The sequence below is a fragment of the Nonlabens sp. genome (genome assembly GCF_018401815.1).
In the GTDB taxonomy this organism is placed as follows: domain Bacteria; phylum Bacteroidota; class Bacteroidia; order Flavobacteriales; family Flavobacteriaceae; genus Nonlabens.
This window is the reverse complement of sequence record NZ_JAGYKG010000001.1, coordinates 1-17758: the sequence shown is the minus strand read 5'-3', so window position 1 is coordinate 17758 and position 17758 is coordinate 1. Positions and strand designations below refer to the sequence as shown.

At 39.0% G+C, this 17758-nt stretch carries 16 protein-coding genes; 10 read left to right on the top strand and 6 right to left on the bottom strand.

Annotated features, from left to right (window positions below; genetic code table 11):
• The first annotated feature begins 43 nt into the window (after nt 1-43).
• Both KG732_RS00080 and prmC read left to right on the top strand, forming a co-directional pair.
• A complete protein-coding gene (locus KG732_RS00080; RefSeq protein ID WP_213520016.1) occupies nt 44-520 on the top strand; it encodes a GNAT family N-acetyltransferase in 477 nt (158 codons plus the stop codon).
• 192 nt (nt 521-712) lie between these two features.
• Nucleotides 713-1558 carry a peptide chain release factor N(5)-glutamine methyltransferase gene (gene prmC, locus KG732_RS00075; RefSeq protein ID WP_213520014.1) on the top strand — a complete coding sequence of 282 codons (846 nt, stop codon included), beginning with the start codon at nt 713-715 and terminating at the stop codon, nt 1556-1558.
• Nucleotides 1559-1858: 300 nt separating this feature from the next.
• Here prmC and KG732_RS00070 read toward each other — a convergent pair whose 3' ends face one another.
• The 3 genes from KG732_RS00070 to KG732_RS00060 are packed head-to-tail and all read right to left on the bottom strand — an operon-like array spanning nt 1859 to nt 7338.
• Nucleotides 1859-4348: a glycoside hydrolase family 2 protein gene (locus KG732_RS00070; protein WP_213520012.1), complete on the bottom strand. Its 2490-nt coding sequence runs from the start codon at nt 4346-4348 to the stop codon at nt 1859-1861.
• Nucleotides 4338-5069 (bottom strand): copper homeostasis protein CutC, encoded by a 732-nt coding sequence (locus KG732_RS00065; protein ID WP_213520010.1) that lies wholly within the window; start codon nt 5067-5069, stop codon nt 4338-4340. Before KG732_RS00065 ends, KG732_RS00070 begins: the two co-directional genes overlap by 11 nt.
• A gap of 1 nt (nt 5070) precedes the next feature.
• The gene (locus KG732_RS00060) at nt 5071-7338 is read right to left on the bottom strand and encodes a family 20 glycosylhydrolase (protein ID WP_213520008.1); all 2268 of its coding nucleotides are present in this window, start codon (nt 7336-7338) and stop codon (nt 5071-5073) included.
• Nucleotides 7339-7386: 48 nt separating this feature from the next.
• On the opposite strand from KG732_RS00060, the gene ligA reads away from it, so the two are divergent.
• Entirely contained in the window at nt 7387-9456 is a 2070-nt protein-coding gene (gene ligA / locus KG732_RS00055) for an NAD-dependent DNA ligase LigA (RefSeq protein ID WP_213520006.1), read from the top strand.
• Between the two features lie 64 nt (nt 9457-9520).
• Here ligA and KG732_RS00050 read toward each other — a convergent pair whose 3' ends face one another.
• The 3 genes from KG732_RS00050 to KG732_RS00040 form a co-directional block, all read right to left on the bottom strand.
• On the bottom strand, nt 9521-9931 hold the full coding sequence (locus KG732_RS00050) for a hypothetical protein (protein ID WP_213520004.1): 411 nt from the start codon (nt 9929-9931) through the stop codon (nt 9521-9523).
• Between the two features lie 435 nt (nt 9932-10366).
• A complete protein-coding gene (locus KG732_RS00045; RefSeq protein ID WP_213520002.1) occupies nt 10367-11293 on the bottom strand; it encodes a bifunctional UDP-sugar hydrolase/5'-nucleotidase in 927 nt (308 codons plus the stop codon).
• A 21-nt stretch (nt 11294-11314) separates the two neighbouring features.
• Nucleotides 11315-12112, bottom strand: coding sequence for a 5'-nucleotidase C-terminal domain-containing protein (locus KG732_RS00040; protein WP_213520000.1), 798 nt, complete (start codon nt 12110-12112; stop codon nt 11315-11317).
• A 53-nt stretch (nt 12113-12165) separates the two neighbouring features.
• On the opposite strand from KG732_RS00040, the gene KG732_RS00035 reads away from it, so the two are divergent.
• From KG732_RS00035 to KG732_RS00005, 7 genes are all read left to right on the top strand, one after another.
• A complete protein-coding gene (locus KG732_RS00035) occupies nt 12166-12678 on the top strand; it encodes a hypothetical protein (protein ID WP_213519998.1) in 513 nt (170 codons plus the stop codon).
• Nucleotide 12679: 1 nt separating this feature from the next.
• Nucleotides 12680-13555 (top strand): 4-hydroxy-tetrahydrodipicolinate synthase, encoded by an 876-nt coding sequence (gene dapA / locus KG732_RS00030; RefSeq protein ID WP_213519996.1) that lies wholly within the window; start codon nt 12680-12682, stop codon nt 13553-13555.
• 880 nt (nt 13556-14435) lie between these two features.
• Nucleotides 14436-15176 (top strand): FISUMP domain-containing protein, encoded by a 741-nt coding sequence (locus KG732_RS00025; RefSeq protein WP_213519994.1) that lies wholly within the window; start codon nt 14436-14438, stop codon nt 15174-15176.
• Between the two features lie 110 nt (nt 15177-15286).
• Nucleotides 15287-15814 carry a hypothetical protein gene (locus tag KG732_RS00020; RefSeq protein WP_213519992.1) on the top strand — a complete coding sequence of 176 codons (528 nt, stop codon included), beginning with the start codon at nt 15287-15289 and terminating at the stop codon, nt 15812-15814.
• Nucleotides 15801-17021, top strand: coding sequence for an RNA-directed DNA polymerase (locus KG732_RS00015; RefSeq protein ID WP_213519990.1), 1221 nt, complete (start codon nt 15801-15803; stop codon nt 17019-17021). The genes KG732_RS00020 and KG732_RS00015 overlap by 14 nt, the downstream gene beginning before the upstream one ends.
• Nucleotides 16985-17350 carry a four helix bundle protein gene (locus tag KG732_RS00010; RefSeq protein ID WP_300980294.1) on the top strand — a complete coding sequence of 122 codons (366 nt, stop codon included), beginning with the start codon at nt 16985-16987 and terminating at the stop codon, nt 17348-17350. Before KG732_RS00015 ends, KG732_RS00010 begins: the two co-directional genes overlap by 37 nt.
• Before the next feature lie 12 nt (nt 17351-17362).
• Nucleotides 17363-17692 (top strand): hypothetical protein, encoded by a 330-nt coding sequence (locus KG732_RS00005; RefSeq protein ID WP_213519986.1) that lies wholly within the window; start codon nt 17363-17365, stop codon nt 17690-17692.
• Nucleotides 17693-17758 lie beyond the last annotated feature (66 nt).

The following is a 17758-nucleotide window of genomic DNA, read 5'->3' as shown; positions in this document are numbered from 1 at the left end:
TGAGCAATTCATTTTTTTAAGCGCTTAATTCTAAATTTGCACCATGAACCTGCGCAAAATACTGCCTCAAGATAATGAGGCGATCAAAAATATCATACAGCAATCCATCTTAGAGCACGGCGCTCCTAAAATAGGAACTGCTTATAGCGATGCTGCCACACAAGCAATGTACCAGCACTACCAAAAACCCCGTAGAGATTATTATGTTCTCGAAGTGGATGGGGTAGTGGTAGGCGGTGCTGGCGTTGCACCACTTGATAACTACTATGGAAATGTAAGCGAGCTTCAGAAGATGTACTTTAAACCTGAAGTTAGAGGAAAAGGATACGGAAAGAAAATGATATTGGTTTGTCTAGAACGGGCTGCTCAACTCCGATTTGACAGCATCTACTTAGAAACCATGGATAATATGTACGACGCACAAGGACTCTATAAAAACGTAGGTTTTAAATTGCTCCAAGGTCCCTTAGGCGATACGGGTCATTTCTCCTGTCCAGTGCAGATGTTAAAGAGGCTCTAGTTTTTTAGTAAGTACTAGGCAGGTTGACTTTGAGTTAGTCCAACAAGTAGTAGGCAGTAGTTTTGATCATTTGTTTTTAAGGTGCTTTTCTTTTCCTTCATGTTTAATTCTTATGATAGCGTTATTATTGCTGTTTAATTTTATTGTTGCAAATTTTATCTTTAGTTTCGATTTCAACTTTCACTTCAAGGAATGACCTTCAACCAATTCAAGCTTCTTTATCAAGATCAACTTTCACCGCTTTATCCAGAAAATGAGATCTACAGCATTTTGCAAATTCTCTGTGAAGATTTGTTAAACTGGTCACGTGCTGATTTTTTAATCAACGATAGACAAGAATTGAGTCATTTTCAAGAAGAGGTATTACAGAAGTCATTAACAGAATTGCGCACATCAAAACCGGTGCAATACATCACCAGAACTGCACATTTTTATGGACATAAATTTGCCGTAAATAAGCACACATTGATACCGCGTCAGGAGACCGAAGAACTGGTTCATATGATTATTGAGCATCATAAAAAAGAAGCCTTTCTTAACATCATTGATATAGGAACTGGAACGGGTTGTATAGGCTTATCTATTAAAGAAGCCATGCCTAGTTGCCGTATGACCTTGCTGGATGTTTCTCCAGAAGCTTTAGAACTTGCACAATCAAATGCCATCCATTTAAAAAGTCCAGTAAAAACCCTATTGGAAGATGTTTTGGCTTTAGATAAATTGCCAGAGACTTATGACGTGATCGTAAGCAACCCGCCATATGTAAGAAATGTAGAGAAAAAAGAAATTCACAGAAATGTACTGGAACACGAGCCTTCCTTAGCGTTATTTGTAGACGACACTAATGCCTTGATTTTTTATCGCAAGATTCTAGAATTGGCTCAAAAAGCCTTAAAAGCTGACGGTACTTTATATTTTGAAATCAATCAATACTTACCTGAAGAGATGAAAGCTCTAGCCAAGGAACTGGGTTTTGAATCTGAAGTTTTTAAAGACTTGAACGGCAATTATAGGATGATGAAGTGCGTGAGGATTTGAACTTGAACTCAAACTCGAACTTCAAAGCCGTACTCGTTGAATTTATTTCAGCGTCTCTACATTACGAAGCCGTAGGTGAATAGTTAACACAATCCTCAGTTTTTATCAAAAGCAGGTGCTGAAAAAATTTAAGAATGACAGGTGAAATTTGAATTTGAAAAAGAATTCTGTTTGTTTCCGCACCCTTTAGGGTTGTGGGGAACGGAAACTCGATGCGGAATCTGCTAGTTTAATCTCAATGCTTGTTAAACTGGTCTTAACCTGCCTTTGCCGGCAGGCAGGCTGCGCTCGAACTGACCTCTAGTGATTCATCAATCCATTCAAAGTTTTATACTTAAACACAGGTGCTACATCACTATCTGTCTCAAAGAAAAGTATTTTTTCTACCTTAGGTTCCAGGTCAAAAAAGTTATCTGAAAAATGTCCTTTTACAGGGCTGTATAAAAATGCATCTTTCACAAAAACAGCGGACTTTAAAGTAATCTGATACCCACCTGTGGTTTTAAGGCTTTTTAGAGATAGTTCCTCCTTTGGCAATTTCAAATCCTTAGGGCGTACCAGTACATCGATGGTACTACTCGATCCAAACTCTGTGTACACATACACAGACGAAGGGTCTATGTCCAAACTCGCTAGATTCATATGGTGAAATTTAGTACTAGAATTCATTCCCGCCGTACCTATAAAAGATTCTTGGTAAAGTTCGTTACCGTAAACATCCATGATCTTTATGCTGTAACCACTCGTAAGATCATTTAGATCGTCATTAACCACATAGCTGTGTAAAATACCATCTTTGACATAATTGCTGATCAATAAATTTTCAAAATCACGTTTTGCCTGATAATGCAAGGCTTTCCAATTCCCAAAATAATCAATACTGGACCAGCTCACTGCAGGCCAGCAATCATTGAGTTGCCAGTATAAGGTTCCCATATTATAAGGTCTGGCGCGTCGGTGTGCTTGGAGCCCTTTGGACATTCCGTAAGCTTGCAACAATTGGCTCACATATACATAATCTTCATCGCTAGTGGGAACTGGGAAGTCTCGGGCCATATACTCTTGTATGAGTTCATTACCGCGCTCGTGTTTTTGATGCGAGGCATAATCTACCGAATGAATGTTGAGGCTTCCATCTTTATTAATGTAGTGTATGGTCTCATAAGAGGGATGCGATTGGAAACCAAATTCGCTCATAAAACGAGGTACATGTTCTTCAAAATGTTCAAATGGGTAGGCATCGTGCCAGACGCGCCAGTCGTGTGCATCACCTTCAAATTCATAACGCGGATTCCCACGACCTAATTTCGGCGTACTTTCCCAATAGGGTTCCTTGGTGAGCTCGCTCACATATTTAGGCATGGCGATTTGAAAAACTGCACGATAATCTTCCCAAATACTATCCCGTTCTGCTTGTGGTCTTCCATTTTGCCAGCCCCAGTGTTTCCAAGCTTCACTGGTCTCATTATTACCACACCATAAGGCAATACTGCTGTGATTTCTCAACCTGGTGACTTGTTGGGTGATTTCTTGAGTTACGCTTTCGCGAAAGCGATCATCTCCAGGGTACATCGCACAGGCAAACATAAAGTCTTGCCATACTAGAATTCCTTTCTTATCGCATTTTTCATAAAACACATCCTTCTCATAACTACCGCCACCCCATACTCTCAACATGTTCATATTAGCGTCCACGACATCATCGAGTAATTCTTCATAATGCTGATCGGTGACGAGATCTTGCATAGAGTTTTGCGGTATGTAATTGGCGCCTTTCATGTAAACAGGAACACCATTTACCTTAAAATAGAAGGAGGTTCCTACATCATCTGGCTCATTAACTAACTCGATGGTGCGTATTCCTCTTTGGAGCTTTTTGGAGTCGATTAATTTTCCGTCTTTTAAAACCAAAACTTCTATCTCATACAAGTACGGCTCTCCTATATTATGCGGCCACCAAAGTTGTGGGTTATGAATTTCAAAATGAACTTCTGGAGTTGCCTGAACATCAGATGCCAATAAGGAGTCTGTGATTTTAATAGGATAGAGGCTATCATTCACCTTGATTTGGTAAGTGAGTTGCTCTGTTATAGGTTGGGAAAGTTTGATTTGAGCCGTGAGATTGGCGATGGAATCTTGTATGTAGTTTTGTTTGATGTATACCTCTTCAATTTTAAAATGGTCATAAGCTTCGAGGTACACGGGTTTGATAATTCCCATGGTGTTGAGCTTAGGTCCCCAGTCCCAACCGTATTGAAATTGGGCTTTACGGGTATACACTCGATTTCCAACAGGTAAGGCATACGGATTTGCTGTAGCTTTTTCTTCTTCGATTGGAAGCGGAGATTTGATGGCAATAAGCAACTCGTTTTCTTTTTTCAAGTATGGTTTGACGTCTGTTTTCCAGTGTAAAAAGGCATTGTCAGTTTCTAGAATAGCGACACCATTGAGTGAAATAGAGGCGTAGGTGTCGATACCTTCAAAATGCAGGTTGATATATTCTTTTTCAAGTGTGTTGCGATCTACTTTAAATTGCGTTTTGTAGGTCCAGTCTGTCTCGGTTATCCATTGCATGCGGTATTCATTATTCCCTATAAAGGGATGTCTGGTTGTAGCTATGATAGCGCTATGAACGGTAGAAGGAATGGTAATCGAGTCGGCAATAGGATGTGTAAATTGTTCTAGGTACAATTCCCAAGGAGCATCTAGGTAGTGTCTTTGTAAATTAGGTTTTTCTACTTGACAGGAATAGCAGAAGACGAGCAAAAGTAAAAGCACACTATACCTCATGATGATTGTTTTTAAGAATGGCTTTTATTTGGTTGGTATCAGAAATGACTTGTATGTTTTCTTGAATAAATTTAAGCGAATTCATAGGTACTAAAGTACGTGTAGTTTGTTCTATAATCTCTGTTGCGCTGGCATGAATTTCTTTAAAATTTGCTTTCTCAAAAGCGGAACAGTTCTCCCTATTGATACTGCCAGCAGGTAAAATGATTAAAGACGATCCCGCAATACGTTGATACGCTTTTAAGTTTGCTATTCCGTCAAGTGCTCTAGAATTTTGGCCAGAAGTTAGGATTCTGGAAACTCCAATTGCAGCCAGCTCTTTCACAGCTTCTGCAGGATTTTTCACATGGTCAAAAGCTCTGTGGAAGGTAAAGCGCATAGGTTTTGCGAGTTCAACCAATGCTTTTGTAGTTTCTAAATCAATCGTAAAATCTTCATTTAAAACCCCAGAAACAATTCCAGCACAGCCCAGCTCTTTGCACAACTCAATGTCACGTTTCATGATGTCAAATTCGTCATCAGTATAAACAAAGTTTCCAGAACGTGGACGTATCAATACCATTACGGGGATAGTGAGTTCTTCCATCACTTTTTTAAGCAATCCATAACTAGGTGTGATGCCACCTACGGCCAGCTCGCTGCATAATTCTATACGGTGCGCTCCAGCATTTTGGGCGTTAAGGGCACTTTGATAATTGGAGGCGCAAATTTCTAGTAGCATATTAGTTGATAATAATTTCGTCTATAAAAGTCCAGGCTTTATTTCCTGCACCTTGTTTGCCGTCTGGGATGATGCCGTAGTTAGGGATAACTAGTTTAATGGAGTCCACAGCGCCTGGTTGGTCAATTTTTAAGTTGTAACTATTTTCTTTTGATTTTTCCATGTAAACCTTTTCTCCAGGCATTTCGCTTGTTAAATAGACAATATGTGTGGGAGCATAAATCCATTGCCCAGGCGCATTATAAAATCGCAATTCGATTTCATTTATTTCAATAGATTCTTTAAAAGTAATTTCAATCTCAATATCATCGCCCCAAAAACCCAGCCATTCGCTATCGCCATAACGCGAGTCACTTCCTTTAATTCCATTGATCAACCCTGCTGCACCGCTGCCGGGATAGGATTTATGAGGTTCTTTATTGATGCTAATGTTAGCGCCCACAGCTTTGTGGTATAAAAACTCTTGGGTAAATAAACGACCTATTTGTTTTTCTTCATTAAAAACAGCAGCTTTTAAAGTCATATTTGCTGTAAATGGAATAGGGGCTTTGTATAAAGTAGCCGTCTCTGTAGGTTCTGTACCATCCAGTGTGTATCTAATATCGTAATGAGGTAACAAAGTTTGTAACTCATATTCTTGACTCTCATTAAACGAGCCTTTTAATTCATATAAATGGTTGGCATAATTGATATCCATCTCATCCATTCTTTTATGGAAATATTCCACTCGATTTATAAAACTAGCATAGTCTTTATTTTCGGCTGCGGTCCATGCCACCTCACTCATAGCAAGCATACGCGGAAAAGCCATATATTCTACTTGGTCGCTCGTAGTCATGTATTCTGTCCAGATGTTTCCTTGTGGGCCTAAAATGTGTTTTGCTTCTTCGGCAGTGAGTTCTTTTGGAATTGGATTAAAATGATATACTTTTTCTAGGGGTAAGAATCCGCCTATTGCGGTAGGTTCGTCATCGTTTTCACTTTGATAATAATCAAAATAACAATGAGAAGTAGGCGTCATGATGACGTCGTGACCTGCTTTTGCAGCTTCAACTGCGCCTGCGGTTCCTCTCCAACTCATCACTGTTGCATTGGGTGCCAGACCCCCTTCTAGAATCTCGTCCCAACCGATAATATTGCGACCTTTGGAATTGACATACTTTTCCATGCGCTGTATAAAGTAGGATTGGAGTTCAGCTTCGTCTTTTAAGCCGTTTTCTTTGATGACTTGTTGAGCCATGTCACTTGTTTTCCATTGTGTTTTAGGCGCCTCGTCTCCACCTATGTGAATGTAGGGAGATGGAAATAATTCCATGACTTCGTCCAGAACGTTTTCAAGGAATGTAAAGGTTGCCTCACTGGGGCAGTAAATATTTTCAAAAACACCCCATTCTGTTGCTACACCTGTTTCGTTTCCGGTACAGCCCAATTCGGGATAAGCAGCGATTGCAGCTTGTGCGTGTCCAGGCATTTCTATTTCTGGGATGATGTTGATGTGTCTCGCTTTCGCGAAAGCGATCACCTCACGAACTTCTTCCTGCGTATAAAAACCACCGTATTTTTTATCATTATATAATCTTGGGGACTCGTTATAATGTCCTGTCAAAGTACTGTCCCTATAAGCAGCAATTTCTTGAAGTTTGGGATATTTTTTAATTTCAATGCGCCAGCCTTGATCGTCAGTAAGGTGCCAGTGAAAGGAGTTCATCTTGAGCATCGCCATGGCGTTTATATATTTTTTAATGAACTCGACGTCAAATAGGTGCCGAGAAACATCTAGGTGCATGCCTCGATAAGAGAAACGAGGTTGATCTTTTATGCTGACGGCTGGCAGGTGAATCGGTTGCGCATTGACCGGTTTCTCCAACTCAAAAGGCAGGAGCTGGATCAGTGTTTGTACTGCATAAAAAGCTCCAGCGTCGGTACTTGCCTTAATTAAAATTTGCTGGGCATTACTTTCTAAGGTGTACGCTTCGGCAGCTGTTATGGATGCATCATATTCAAATAGGATGACGTTTTCTGTAGCGTATTTAGTTTCCCAACTGCGGTTAGTTGTAACTTCCAAAAAGCTTTTTAAAAAATCCACAGAATGCGTAAAGTCATCTGTATTGCTGATGAGGGTGGACGGGTCAATCGTAAAATATCCAGGGTTAACAAGCAAGGATTGCGGGGCTGGAATAATAGAAATGCGCAACGGTTTTACCTCCTGTTCTGTGCAGGACAACAGTGTTAATATCAAACTGTAAAGAATTAGAAATCTAGCGCTCATTATTGTATTTTAGAATCTTAAAATTTGAGCAGAAGATAGACATTTTCTATGAGTCCAAAAGAACAAATACAATCCTTACGCGATGAGTTGCGTGAGCACAATTATAACTACTACGTTAAGGATCATCCTACCATATCAGACTTTGAGTTTGATAAGAAATTGGAGCAATTAAAAACGCTGGAAGCCGCTCATCCTGAGTTCTATGATGCAACCAGTCCGTCGGTACGAGTAGGTGGTGAGGTGACCAAAAACTTCCGTACGGTAAAGCATATCAACCGCATGTACTCTCTGGATAATTCCTATTCTACAGAGGATTTAAAAGATTGGGAGACCCGCATCAAAAAAATAGTTGACGGTGATATTTCATACGTATGTGAGTTGAAATACGATGGGGCTAGTATTTCTTTGCATTATGAAAACGGAACCTTTGTACAAGCGGTTACCCGTGGTGATGGAAATCAAGGTGATGAAGTAACTGCTAATGTGCGCACGATCAAGTCGGTTCCACTGCAGTTAAAAGGAGCGGATGTGCCGACTAAATTTGAAATACGCGGTGAGATTGTATTGCCTTGGGAGGGTTTTTATAAAATGAATGAGGAACGGGAGGCTCAAGGATTGGATGTATATCGCAACCCGCGAAATACCGCTAGCGGTAGTTTGAAATTACAGGACAGTGCCGAAGTGGCCAAACGACCTTTAGATTGCCTTTTGTACTCACTTGCTGGAGAACATTTGCCTGTAAAAACACAGTCAGATTCTTTGGAATTTGCACGAAAATGGGGTTTTAAGGTGCCCAAAGAATCCAAGTTAGTCAACTCTATCGAAGAGGTTTTTGAATTTATCAATTACTGGGATGTAGCAAGAAGGGAATTGCCTTATGAAACGGATGGGGTGGTTGTAAAGGTGAATTCGTTGCGGCAACAAGAAGAGTTGGGTTTTACCGCTAAATCTCCCAAATGGGCGATGGCATACAAATTTGCAGCAGAGCAAGTTACGACGCGGCTAGAAGAAATCACCTATCAAGTTGGACGCACTGGCTCTATAACACCAGTGGCAAACTTAAAACCGGTAGAAATCTCTGGAACAACCGTAAGACGGGCAAGTTTGCATAATGCGGACCAAATTGAAAAGTTAGACATCAGAGTAGGCGATGAGGTATATGTAGAAAAAGGCGGTGAGATCATTCCTAAAATTGTAGCGGTAGATGTATCAAAACGACCAGAAAACTCTGTGCCTACCGTTTACGCCACACATTGTCCAGAATGTCATACCGCATTAGTGCGCAATGAAGGTGATGCCAAACATTACTGTCCCAATGAAATGGCATGTCCGCCACAAGTAAAAGGTCGCATCCAACATTTTATATCTCGTAAAGCTATGGATATAGATGGCATTGGTTCAGAAACCGTAGATCAGTTAGTAGAAGCCGGATTGATTCACAATTATGCCGATTTATACGATTTAACTGTAGAGCAAGTTTTGCCATTAGAGCGTATGGCACAAAAAAGTGCCGAGAATATGATCAATGGTATCGCAGCCAGTAAGCAGGTACCATTTGAGCGTGTTCTTTTTGGATTAGGAATTAGATATGTAGGTGAAACGGTGGCTAAAAAACTGGCCAAGCATTATAAAAATATAGAGGCCCTGTTTAAAATGCCCGCAGAGCCAGAGAAGGAAAACCTAGATCTTTTTGCAGATGTCAGTAGCGCAGTTGAAAAAAAAACAGAAGAACTTACCGCTGTGCCAGAGATAGGGGAGCGTATTGCTGAGTCGGTAGTGGCCTTTATTACGGACCCACACCAACTAGATATGGTGAAAAGACTTCAATCCTCAGGAGTGCAATTGGCACTTTCTGAAGAACAATTAGAAGGTCAGACAGATAAATTAGTTGGCAAGAGTTTTGTGATTTCGGGCGTTTTTGAAATGTCTAGAAACGATTTGAAAAAACTTATAGAAGATAATGGTGGAAAAGTAAGTAGTTCGCTTTCCAGTAAAACAGATTACTTAGTTCGCGGTGAAAATATGGGGCCCTCCAAATTGGAAAAAGCAGAGAAGCTAGGGATAACTATGATTAGTGAGTCGGCGTTTTTAGAAATGGTTGAGGGTTCGAATAGGTAATGGTATAATTAGTTGTTGGGTTTCGCTTTCGCGAAAGCGTCTTCACATTAGAGCATAAAAGTGCTTATACAGAAATGGCTTTTAAAAGGATGTAGACGGGAGATGAATCCATAACTATTCCCTGTTGACTTATGCCTAAACCCCATTCTTTTTGATCGAAAGTAACTCTTATGGGTATGCATATATCTAGGATCTTATAAAAAATAAAACTACTTCTAAAAGTAACAATAGCAATAGCTACTAATGTAATCATATGCCACATAAAGGTTTCTGTTTCACCGTAAACTAGCCTTACTTCTTTTGCAAATACAGCGGTTAGAATCTTCCCTATAATACCTACAACTCCATTACTAGGAAATACATCTAGTGTGTTGTGCATTCCAGTTGTGGCGTACTTATAAATAGCTAAATTACTGGTAAGTGCTGCAATACAACCTATAAAGATACTTTGAGAATTAGTAGCAATTCTGGCCACTGAAAGTATTTTAAAACACCTCAAACTATAGCAGCTCTATAAGCACCTATAGCGCTCATTGAAGGATTGGAGTGGCATTCCTGAAACATCCAAGTAATTAGGGCGGTAGCACGAGCTTTATTTGTGTTGGTGCAAGCGATAACAGCATCGCATTTGCAGCAAGAGCATAACTGTCATGGAATCTAAAACGGCCATGTTAGTTTTTCAAATGTTATTGCGCTATTTCTTTAGGTAACTCTCCAATACCGGGTCATTACTCATAAAATGTAGGATATTAGGAAAGGGTCAGTCTCGGACCACATTGTGAGTGAATCCTTTTGATAACCTTAGAATCCCAATGGATTCCAATATTCCAGAGGTGATAAATCCTTTAGTAATCGTTTTGTTGTTCCTATATGTTTATTGAATTACAGCTGAAGCAGTTGCTTTTTACTGTTACAACTCATAAACCACATCCATACCTTTATCTATTTTTCCTTCGTTGAGGTAAAAATCTATACGGCCTAGGTTGATTCCGTAACAACCTACTTGATTCACTAGTACGTCTTTTCCAATTGCATTTTTTACGAGTACTGGGGCATCGAGAAAAGTGTGTGTATGGCCACCTATGATTAAATCAATTCCAGAGGTTACTGCTGCTAGTGAGACGTCAGAGACCTTATCACCTCGGTAAGAATAGCCCAAATGGGACATGCAAATAACGATGTCGCAGTGGTCTTCTTCTCTTAACAAACGCACTTGGTCTTTAGCCACTTCAACAGGGTCATTATAAACCGTTTCTTTATACATCTTAGGATCTACTAAGCCTTGCAGCTGTATTCCTAAACCGAACAATCCTATACGCACACCGTTTTTAATAATGACCTTTCTAGTTTTGATTTGATCGTCCATAATGGTGTTGGAAAAATCATAATTGGAAATAACAAAATCAAAAGTAGCATGAGGCAATTGCGCATATAAGCCTTCAATGCTGTTGTCAAAGTCATGATTTCCTATGGTAGCGGCATCATATCCCATCATGCTCATCAGCTTTATTTCCAGCTCACCTCCATAAAAATTGAAATAGGGTGTCCCTTGAAAGATATCACCACAGTCTAATAAAAGGCTGTTAGGATTTTCTTCTCTTACCTTATTGATCAATGCGGCTCTGCGAGCAACACCGCCGCGTCCATGGTTGCGACCGCCAGAAATAGGCTCGATATGAGAATGGGTGTCATTAGTGTGGAGAATGGTTATTTTCTTAGTTCCGGCTGCTAACTCTGGAGCGGTAAGGATGCCGTTTGCCAATGCATAATTAGACCATAAAGCACTTCCTACTACTATTCCTGCACTCGTATTGCGTATAAATTTTCTTCTTTCCATTTTCTTGCTTTAAGGAACTAATTAGTGCGCGTAGTCAAATCTGTGGTCTCTTTGAAACGTTAAGGTGTCTACTTTTTTAAAGTAATCGATCATCGCATTTCTGATTTTATAATCGAAGCTCGTAAATGGGGTGTCTTTAAAGAAGCTCATGTTATCACCACCATTATAGAGGTAATCATTTGTAGCAACATGATACACCTTATTTGTATCTAATGGCTTGTCGTTAATAAGAACGCTGGCTGCAGTACCATCTTCATTCAATAAGATTTGTAACCCGTCAATAGGGTGTGCACTTTTGCGTTCTATAAGATAATTAATGAGTTCGTTGACTTGATCTCCGGTGAGCTCGGCAATGACGATCTCATTGTCAAAAGGCATGATTTCATAAGCGCTACGCATGCTTACTGGACCAGCTGGCATACCCGCTCTGATTCCGCCATTATTAAGCAATACGATATCTATAGATTTTCCAGTTCTAGATTTGTAAACAGGCGCTCCTTGTGTTCTTACAATAGTGGCCATCATATTTCCGATGGGCGTATTGAGTTTATAATCGCTTTTGTACATGGAAACAGGATTGTAACTCAACTGCTCATTCATCTGAACATCTAAAGACTTTTTAAAAGGAGCGATATACTCCTCGATTTCTGGTACACTAGTTAGGCTGCTGTCTATTGCAATTTTACTTCCAACTACTTTTTGAAGATGGTATTCTTTTTGGTTACAAGAAACCAGAAAAATAGTTGCTAATACTACCGCTTTCGCGAAAGCGGAATAGTTCCAAGTCCCCTTCCTATTTTCTAACCTATATTTTTTCATAAGCCTCGTGCTATTGTACTACTTTTGTGAAGTAGAATAAGCAGTAAAAGTACATGATTTTTGATATTTTAAAGCAGCGATGGCTGCGAAAAGAATCCCGTAAATTGGATCATATTTCCAGGAATCACCGTCCACAATGGCCTCAATCTCTTGTGGTGGTGTTTGATGCAGATACATGTACTGATGTGGAGTTGTTTAAAAAATGGTGTACTGACCTACAAATTCCATTAAAAAACTTAAGTCTATTAGGATATACGGATAGTGTTAAGAAGCATGCTTTGAAAACAGCAATTCTTTTTGATAATCGTTCGGTAAAATGGTATGGTGGTTTCAAAGAAGGTCCTCTTTTAGAGCGCTTAACGGCTACCTGCGATTTACAAATCAATTACTACGAGCAGCCTAGTCAGATCACCACATACGTCAGCAGGAAACTGAATGCAAACTTCAAAGTGGGACTCGCCTCTCATGAAGAAAACACGTATGATCTTGCTGTTAACGTTCCGTTAACAAAGCAAGAGGTATTTATCTCCGAAATTGCTAAATATTTAAAAATACTTCATCCATAAAATGCAAGAACTAATAGGAACAGGTGTTGCTTTGGTAACCCCATTCAACGCACAAGGAACGGTAGATCATCCGGCACTCGCCCGTATAGTCAACTATCAAGTAGAAAATGGCATCGATTATTTAGTGGTGCTGGGAACTACTGGGGAAAGTGTAACGCTTTCTAAGCAAGAGAAAAAAGAGGTGATCCATACGATTCAACAGGCTAATGATGGTCGTTTACCATTAGTTATAGGAATAGGAGGGAATGACACAGCGGTGGTAGTAAACGAACTAAAGACAGCTGATATAACTGGCTTTGACGCTATCTTATCGGTGTCTCCATCTTATAACAAGCCTACACAGGAAGGAATTTACCAGCATTTTAAAGCGGTTTCTGAAGCCAGTCCGTTGCCTATCATTTTGTACAATGTACCTGGAAGAACTTCTTCTAATATGTCAGTAGAGACGGTCGTAAGATTAGCTGCTTTTGAAAATGTGGTAGCTATTAAAGAAGCTGCTGGAGATCTGGTACAAGCCATGAAGATGATTCAGTACACGCCTAAAGATTTTCTAGTGATCTCTGGAGATGACATGATTGCAAATGCTATGACACTTGCTGGTGGCGCTGGGGTTATTTCGGTTATAGGTCAAGCCATGTCACAAGATTTTTCTGACATGATCCGTTACGCTTTAAACGGTGATGTAGATGAATCTTATGAGGTTCATTATAAAATGGCATCGGTTATTGATATGATCTTTGAACAAGGTAACCCAGCCGGAATCAAAGCCTTGTTACAGCATTTAGAATTGTGCAGTGATGAAGTAAGGTTGCCATTAGTAAAAGCAGATGCTGATCTTCAAAATCGCTTAAATACTTTTTTAAAGCAATACGAGTAGTAGGAGCTGTACAAAATTTGCACTTATAATAATCAGGTGGCCCCTGGTTCGAGCCCAGGTGGGACCACAGAAACCATCCTATTTTCGGATGGTTTTTTTGTGAATTAGATTGAATGTAAATAACTGATATTGAACAGTTAATTAATTATTAATTTCCTTCTAAGCTTTTATTATTCATAAATATCCACCTCATACTTAAGACAACTCCATGATTATGCATCATTAGATTTTTGTCAATATTGTCCAATATTTGTTCTTTTTATCACATTTGTTTGCAAATTGCAAACAAATGTGCATGGTTAAGATGTTAATTTTTAAAGTAAGTCATATTGTGTAGATCTCTTAAGTTACCAGTGACTTTAGTTAACTTCTCTAACACCTTTGAAAAATCCAATTGTAAAATCTTCAATCCGTTTTATTGACAAGAAACCAAACCATAAACATAAATCGTCAGCAAAAAGTGTACTGATTTATACAAAAACCAAGAGAGTGTTTTCATAAATGATAATATTTAAATTATTAACTAAAGAATCCTTAAAAAATTATAATTTTGTTTTAGGATGTGTATAAAATATTATATTTAAAAATAAATAAAGTCTAACGTTTGTCAGACAAAGCGCCCTGATTTAGGGCTGATAAGTCTGACTTTGTAAGACCATATACTAGTTGGCGTTCATTGAGAAAAAAATTATAAAAAGAAAAAACACACTATCAAAAATACTATTAAAAAGACACACCAATGAAACAAATTTTCACGCTTTTAGCGTCAGTAGTATTAACCGCAACAACGTATGCTCAAGTGGGTATTGGAACGACAAACCCCAATACCTCTGCGGAACTTGACGTATCATCAACTACCAAGGGATTTTTGCCTCCGCGTATGACCACCACTCAGAGGGATGCGATTGCATCACCGGCAGATGGTTTAGTTATTTTTAACACCACAACAAAGTGTCTAAATTTCTATGCCGGATTTTGGATAGAAGCATGCGGTACAGGCAGATACCCTGCTGGCGCTGTATTCTGTGCTTCGGGCGTAACAGCTGTCGTTGACGTTACCAACCCCACCACCGGTAGAATTTGGATGGACAGAAACTTAGGCGCTACGCAAGCTGCAACAAGTTCAACAGACGCTAGCTCATACGGTGATTTATACCAATGGGGACGCAGGAGTGATGGGCACCAGTGCCGTAACTCGTTAACTACAGCAACCCTAAGTTCGGTAGACCAACCAGCACATGGTGATTTTATTACTATTAATTCTGGAAATTACGATTGGCGCAACCCTCAAAATGCAGGTTTATGGCAGGGTGTAAGTGGGGTAAACAACCCTTGTCCAAGTGGGTATAGGATTCCAACAAATACAGAATGGGATGCTGAACGTATAAGTTGGAACAGCCAAAACGCAACAGGTGCTTTTGCTTCACCGCTTAAGTTGCCCGTGGCGGGCAACCGCAGCCTCAGCAATGGTTTGCTCAACTCTGTCGGTACCATCGGTCTCTATTGGAGCAGTACGGTTAGCATCACCGGTTCGCGCTACCTCGCTTTCAGTAGCAGCAATGCCCTCGTGGGTACCGGCAGCCGAGCAAGCGGGTTCTCTGTTCGTTGCCTTAAGGATTGATACTTTGATTAGCGTAGCGATTTGATTGATTTGACACTTTAACTCCCTGTCCCGTAGGGCAGGGAGTTTTTAATACCAAGGAGCGGTCGATTTTAAGAAAAAGCATTCTAATGACTACTGCAGAGAAAATAGATTCGGCAATAAGCAATAAATACTTCACCCTATTTAAGGAGGGTCTTTATTATAAGTGTTATAATGAGGATGCCATGGTGTTTGTAAAAAATGTGAAGGAATATAAGGTGAGCGGGAAATTTATAAAAAGTGTGGGAGCGGATGTTTATAGTATAGGTTTTCCAGTTAGTGAAGTTGAAAAAGGGAAATTGACTTTGGAATTTATTACAAAAAAAATTGAAGCAAAAAGCTTTGAAATAAAAGATACACAGGTAGTTTTTTTGCTCAACGATGGTAGTCTAAAATACGATTATAAAGAATGGATTGATACCATACAAGAACAAAATATTATTGAAGCTGCACAAGAGTCTTCCTCTCTATATAATCCACAGCTAGATACGACCACGATTATTTCAATGATAAAAAACTACGATTTAGCAAACAGTACGCCTATGCAAGGTCTTGGTTTTATACAGGAATTAAAATTAGAAGTACAACGAATTGAGAAGAGCAATGGAAACATTTGAACAGCTTTTATATCAGTTGCATTTATCCTATTTGCAAGCCCGTAAAAACAAACGCAATACGCATAACCAACTTGCCTTCGAGTTGAATCAAGAAGAGAATTTACATCAATTGGCAAAAGCCATCTTTGAGAGAAAATACACACCTAAACCCTGTATTGCTTTTATCATTCAAAAACCTGTAATGCGCGAGATATTTGCTGCAGATTTCACAGATAGGGTAATCCATCATTTTATCTATCGATGCATTTACACTATTATTGATAGCAAACTAATTCACGATACCTATAGCTGTAGAGTTGGCAAAGGCACTCTTTTTGGTATCAATAGAGCTAGAGGGTTTATGCGTTCATGCAGTCAAGATTTCACTAAAGATACGTATTTCTTAAAGTTGGACATTGAGGCGTATTTTATGAATATGAATCATGATATATTGTTTGAGAAGGTATTAGAAATGCTTCCGCCCAATAAAATGAGTTTTTTAGGAATAAGCAGAGAAACATTAATTTACCTGATAAAGCAAACGATTTTTAACAATGTTGCTGAAAATTGTCGCATTAAAGGAAATAAATCGGACTGGTTAGGTTTACCCCCTTCGAAGAGTCTGTTTAACTATCCAAACAATACAGGTTTGCCAATAGGCAATTTAACCTCACAAGTATTTGGTAATGTGTATATGAATAACTTTGATCATTTTGTAAAAAAAGAAATGAAAATAAAATATTATGGGCGCTATGTAGATGATATGCTCTTCTTTAACAACGAAAAGTCTTTTTTGGAAAGCATCATCCCTCAACTTTCCAACTTTCTTGATTCTTACTTAAAACTCAAAGTTCATCCCAATAAAATAGAGTTAAAATCAATAGAGGATGGCATTCCGTTTCTTGGACTAATCATAAAACCACATTGTAGTTATGTCGGCAACCGTACAAAAAATAATTTTTATCAGGCAATACAGGAAATAAATAAAATTATGGCTGTAGTGCCTCAGTTTACGTGGCAGCAATTATGCGATATTAGAGCAACTCTAAATTCTTATTTAGGGTGTATGCAACATTCAAATTCATACAATTTGAGAAAAGCAATGTTGGGTAAGCTAATCAAACGCTTCTACAATTTTTATTTTGTGGAACGGAATTTTAAAAAAATTATAATTAACGAAGATTTTTGGCAATGGCACTTTTCTCCGAACTACCGGTTTACAAATTAGGCTATGATTTGCTCATACAAACGTATCAGCGAACAGCAGTTTTCTCAAGAGAGTATAAATATACCATGGGCGAAAGATTAAAGAATGAGTCAACAGATATGCTTCTTAATATTTATAAAGCGAATAAAAGTAAAAAAGACAACAGGGAACAATTTATTGACCAAGCAAGACAGAATGTGGAAATTATTCGTCTGTTGCTTCGTTTGTGTAAAGACTTAAAAATAATAGGAATGAAAGGGTTTGTAGCTTTAAATATGCAAGTAGAAGAATTGTCGAAGCAATTGGCTTCTTGGCAAAAATACACTGCCGGAGTTCATACGCAAGAATGAAAAACAAAACGTATGGAGTGTGCAGCATTTAATCCTAACATATCGTCCGTTCTTTCAAAAGACACGGATACAAGAGCAATCAGTTGTAAAATGAATTTTTATTTTACGATGTGTAAAAGATATGTTTTATTGCCCATGGCGGGCAACCGCAACAACAGCAATGGTTCGCTCAACAATGTCGGTACCAACGGCAACTATTGGAGCAGTACGGTTAGCAGCACCAATTCGCGCAACCTCAACTTCAATAGCAGCAATGCCAACATGAATACCAACAACCGAGCAAACGGAAACTCTGTTCGTTGCCTTAAGGATTATTGCATTTTGAAACTACAACCTTTTTAAAATTTAAAATAATGAAAAAAACAATTGTAACCTTATTACTAATTCTGTTTTACACTACTTTCTTAA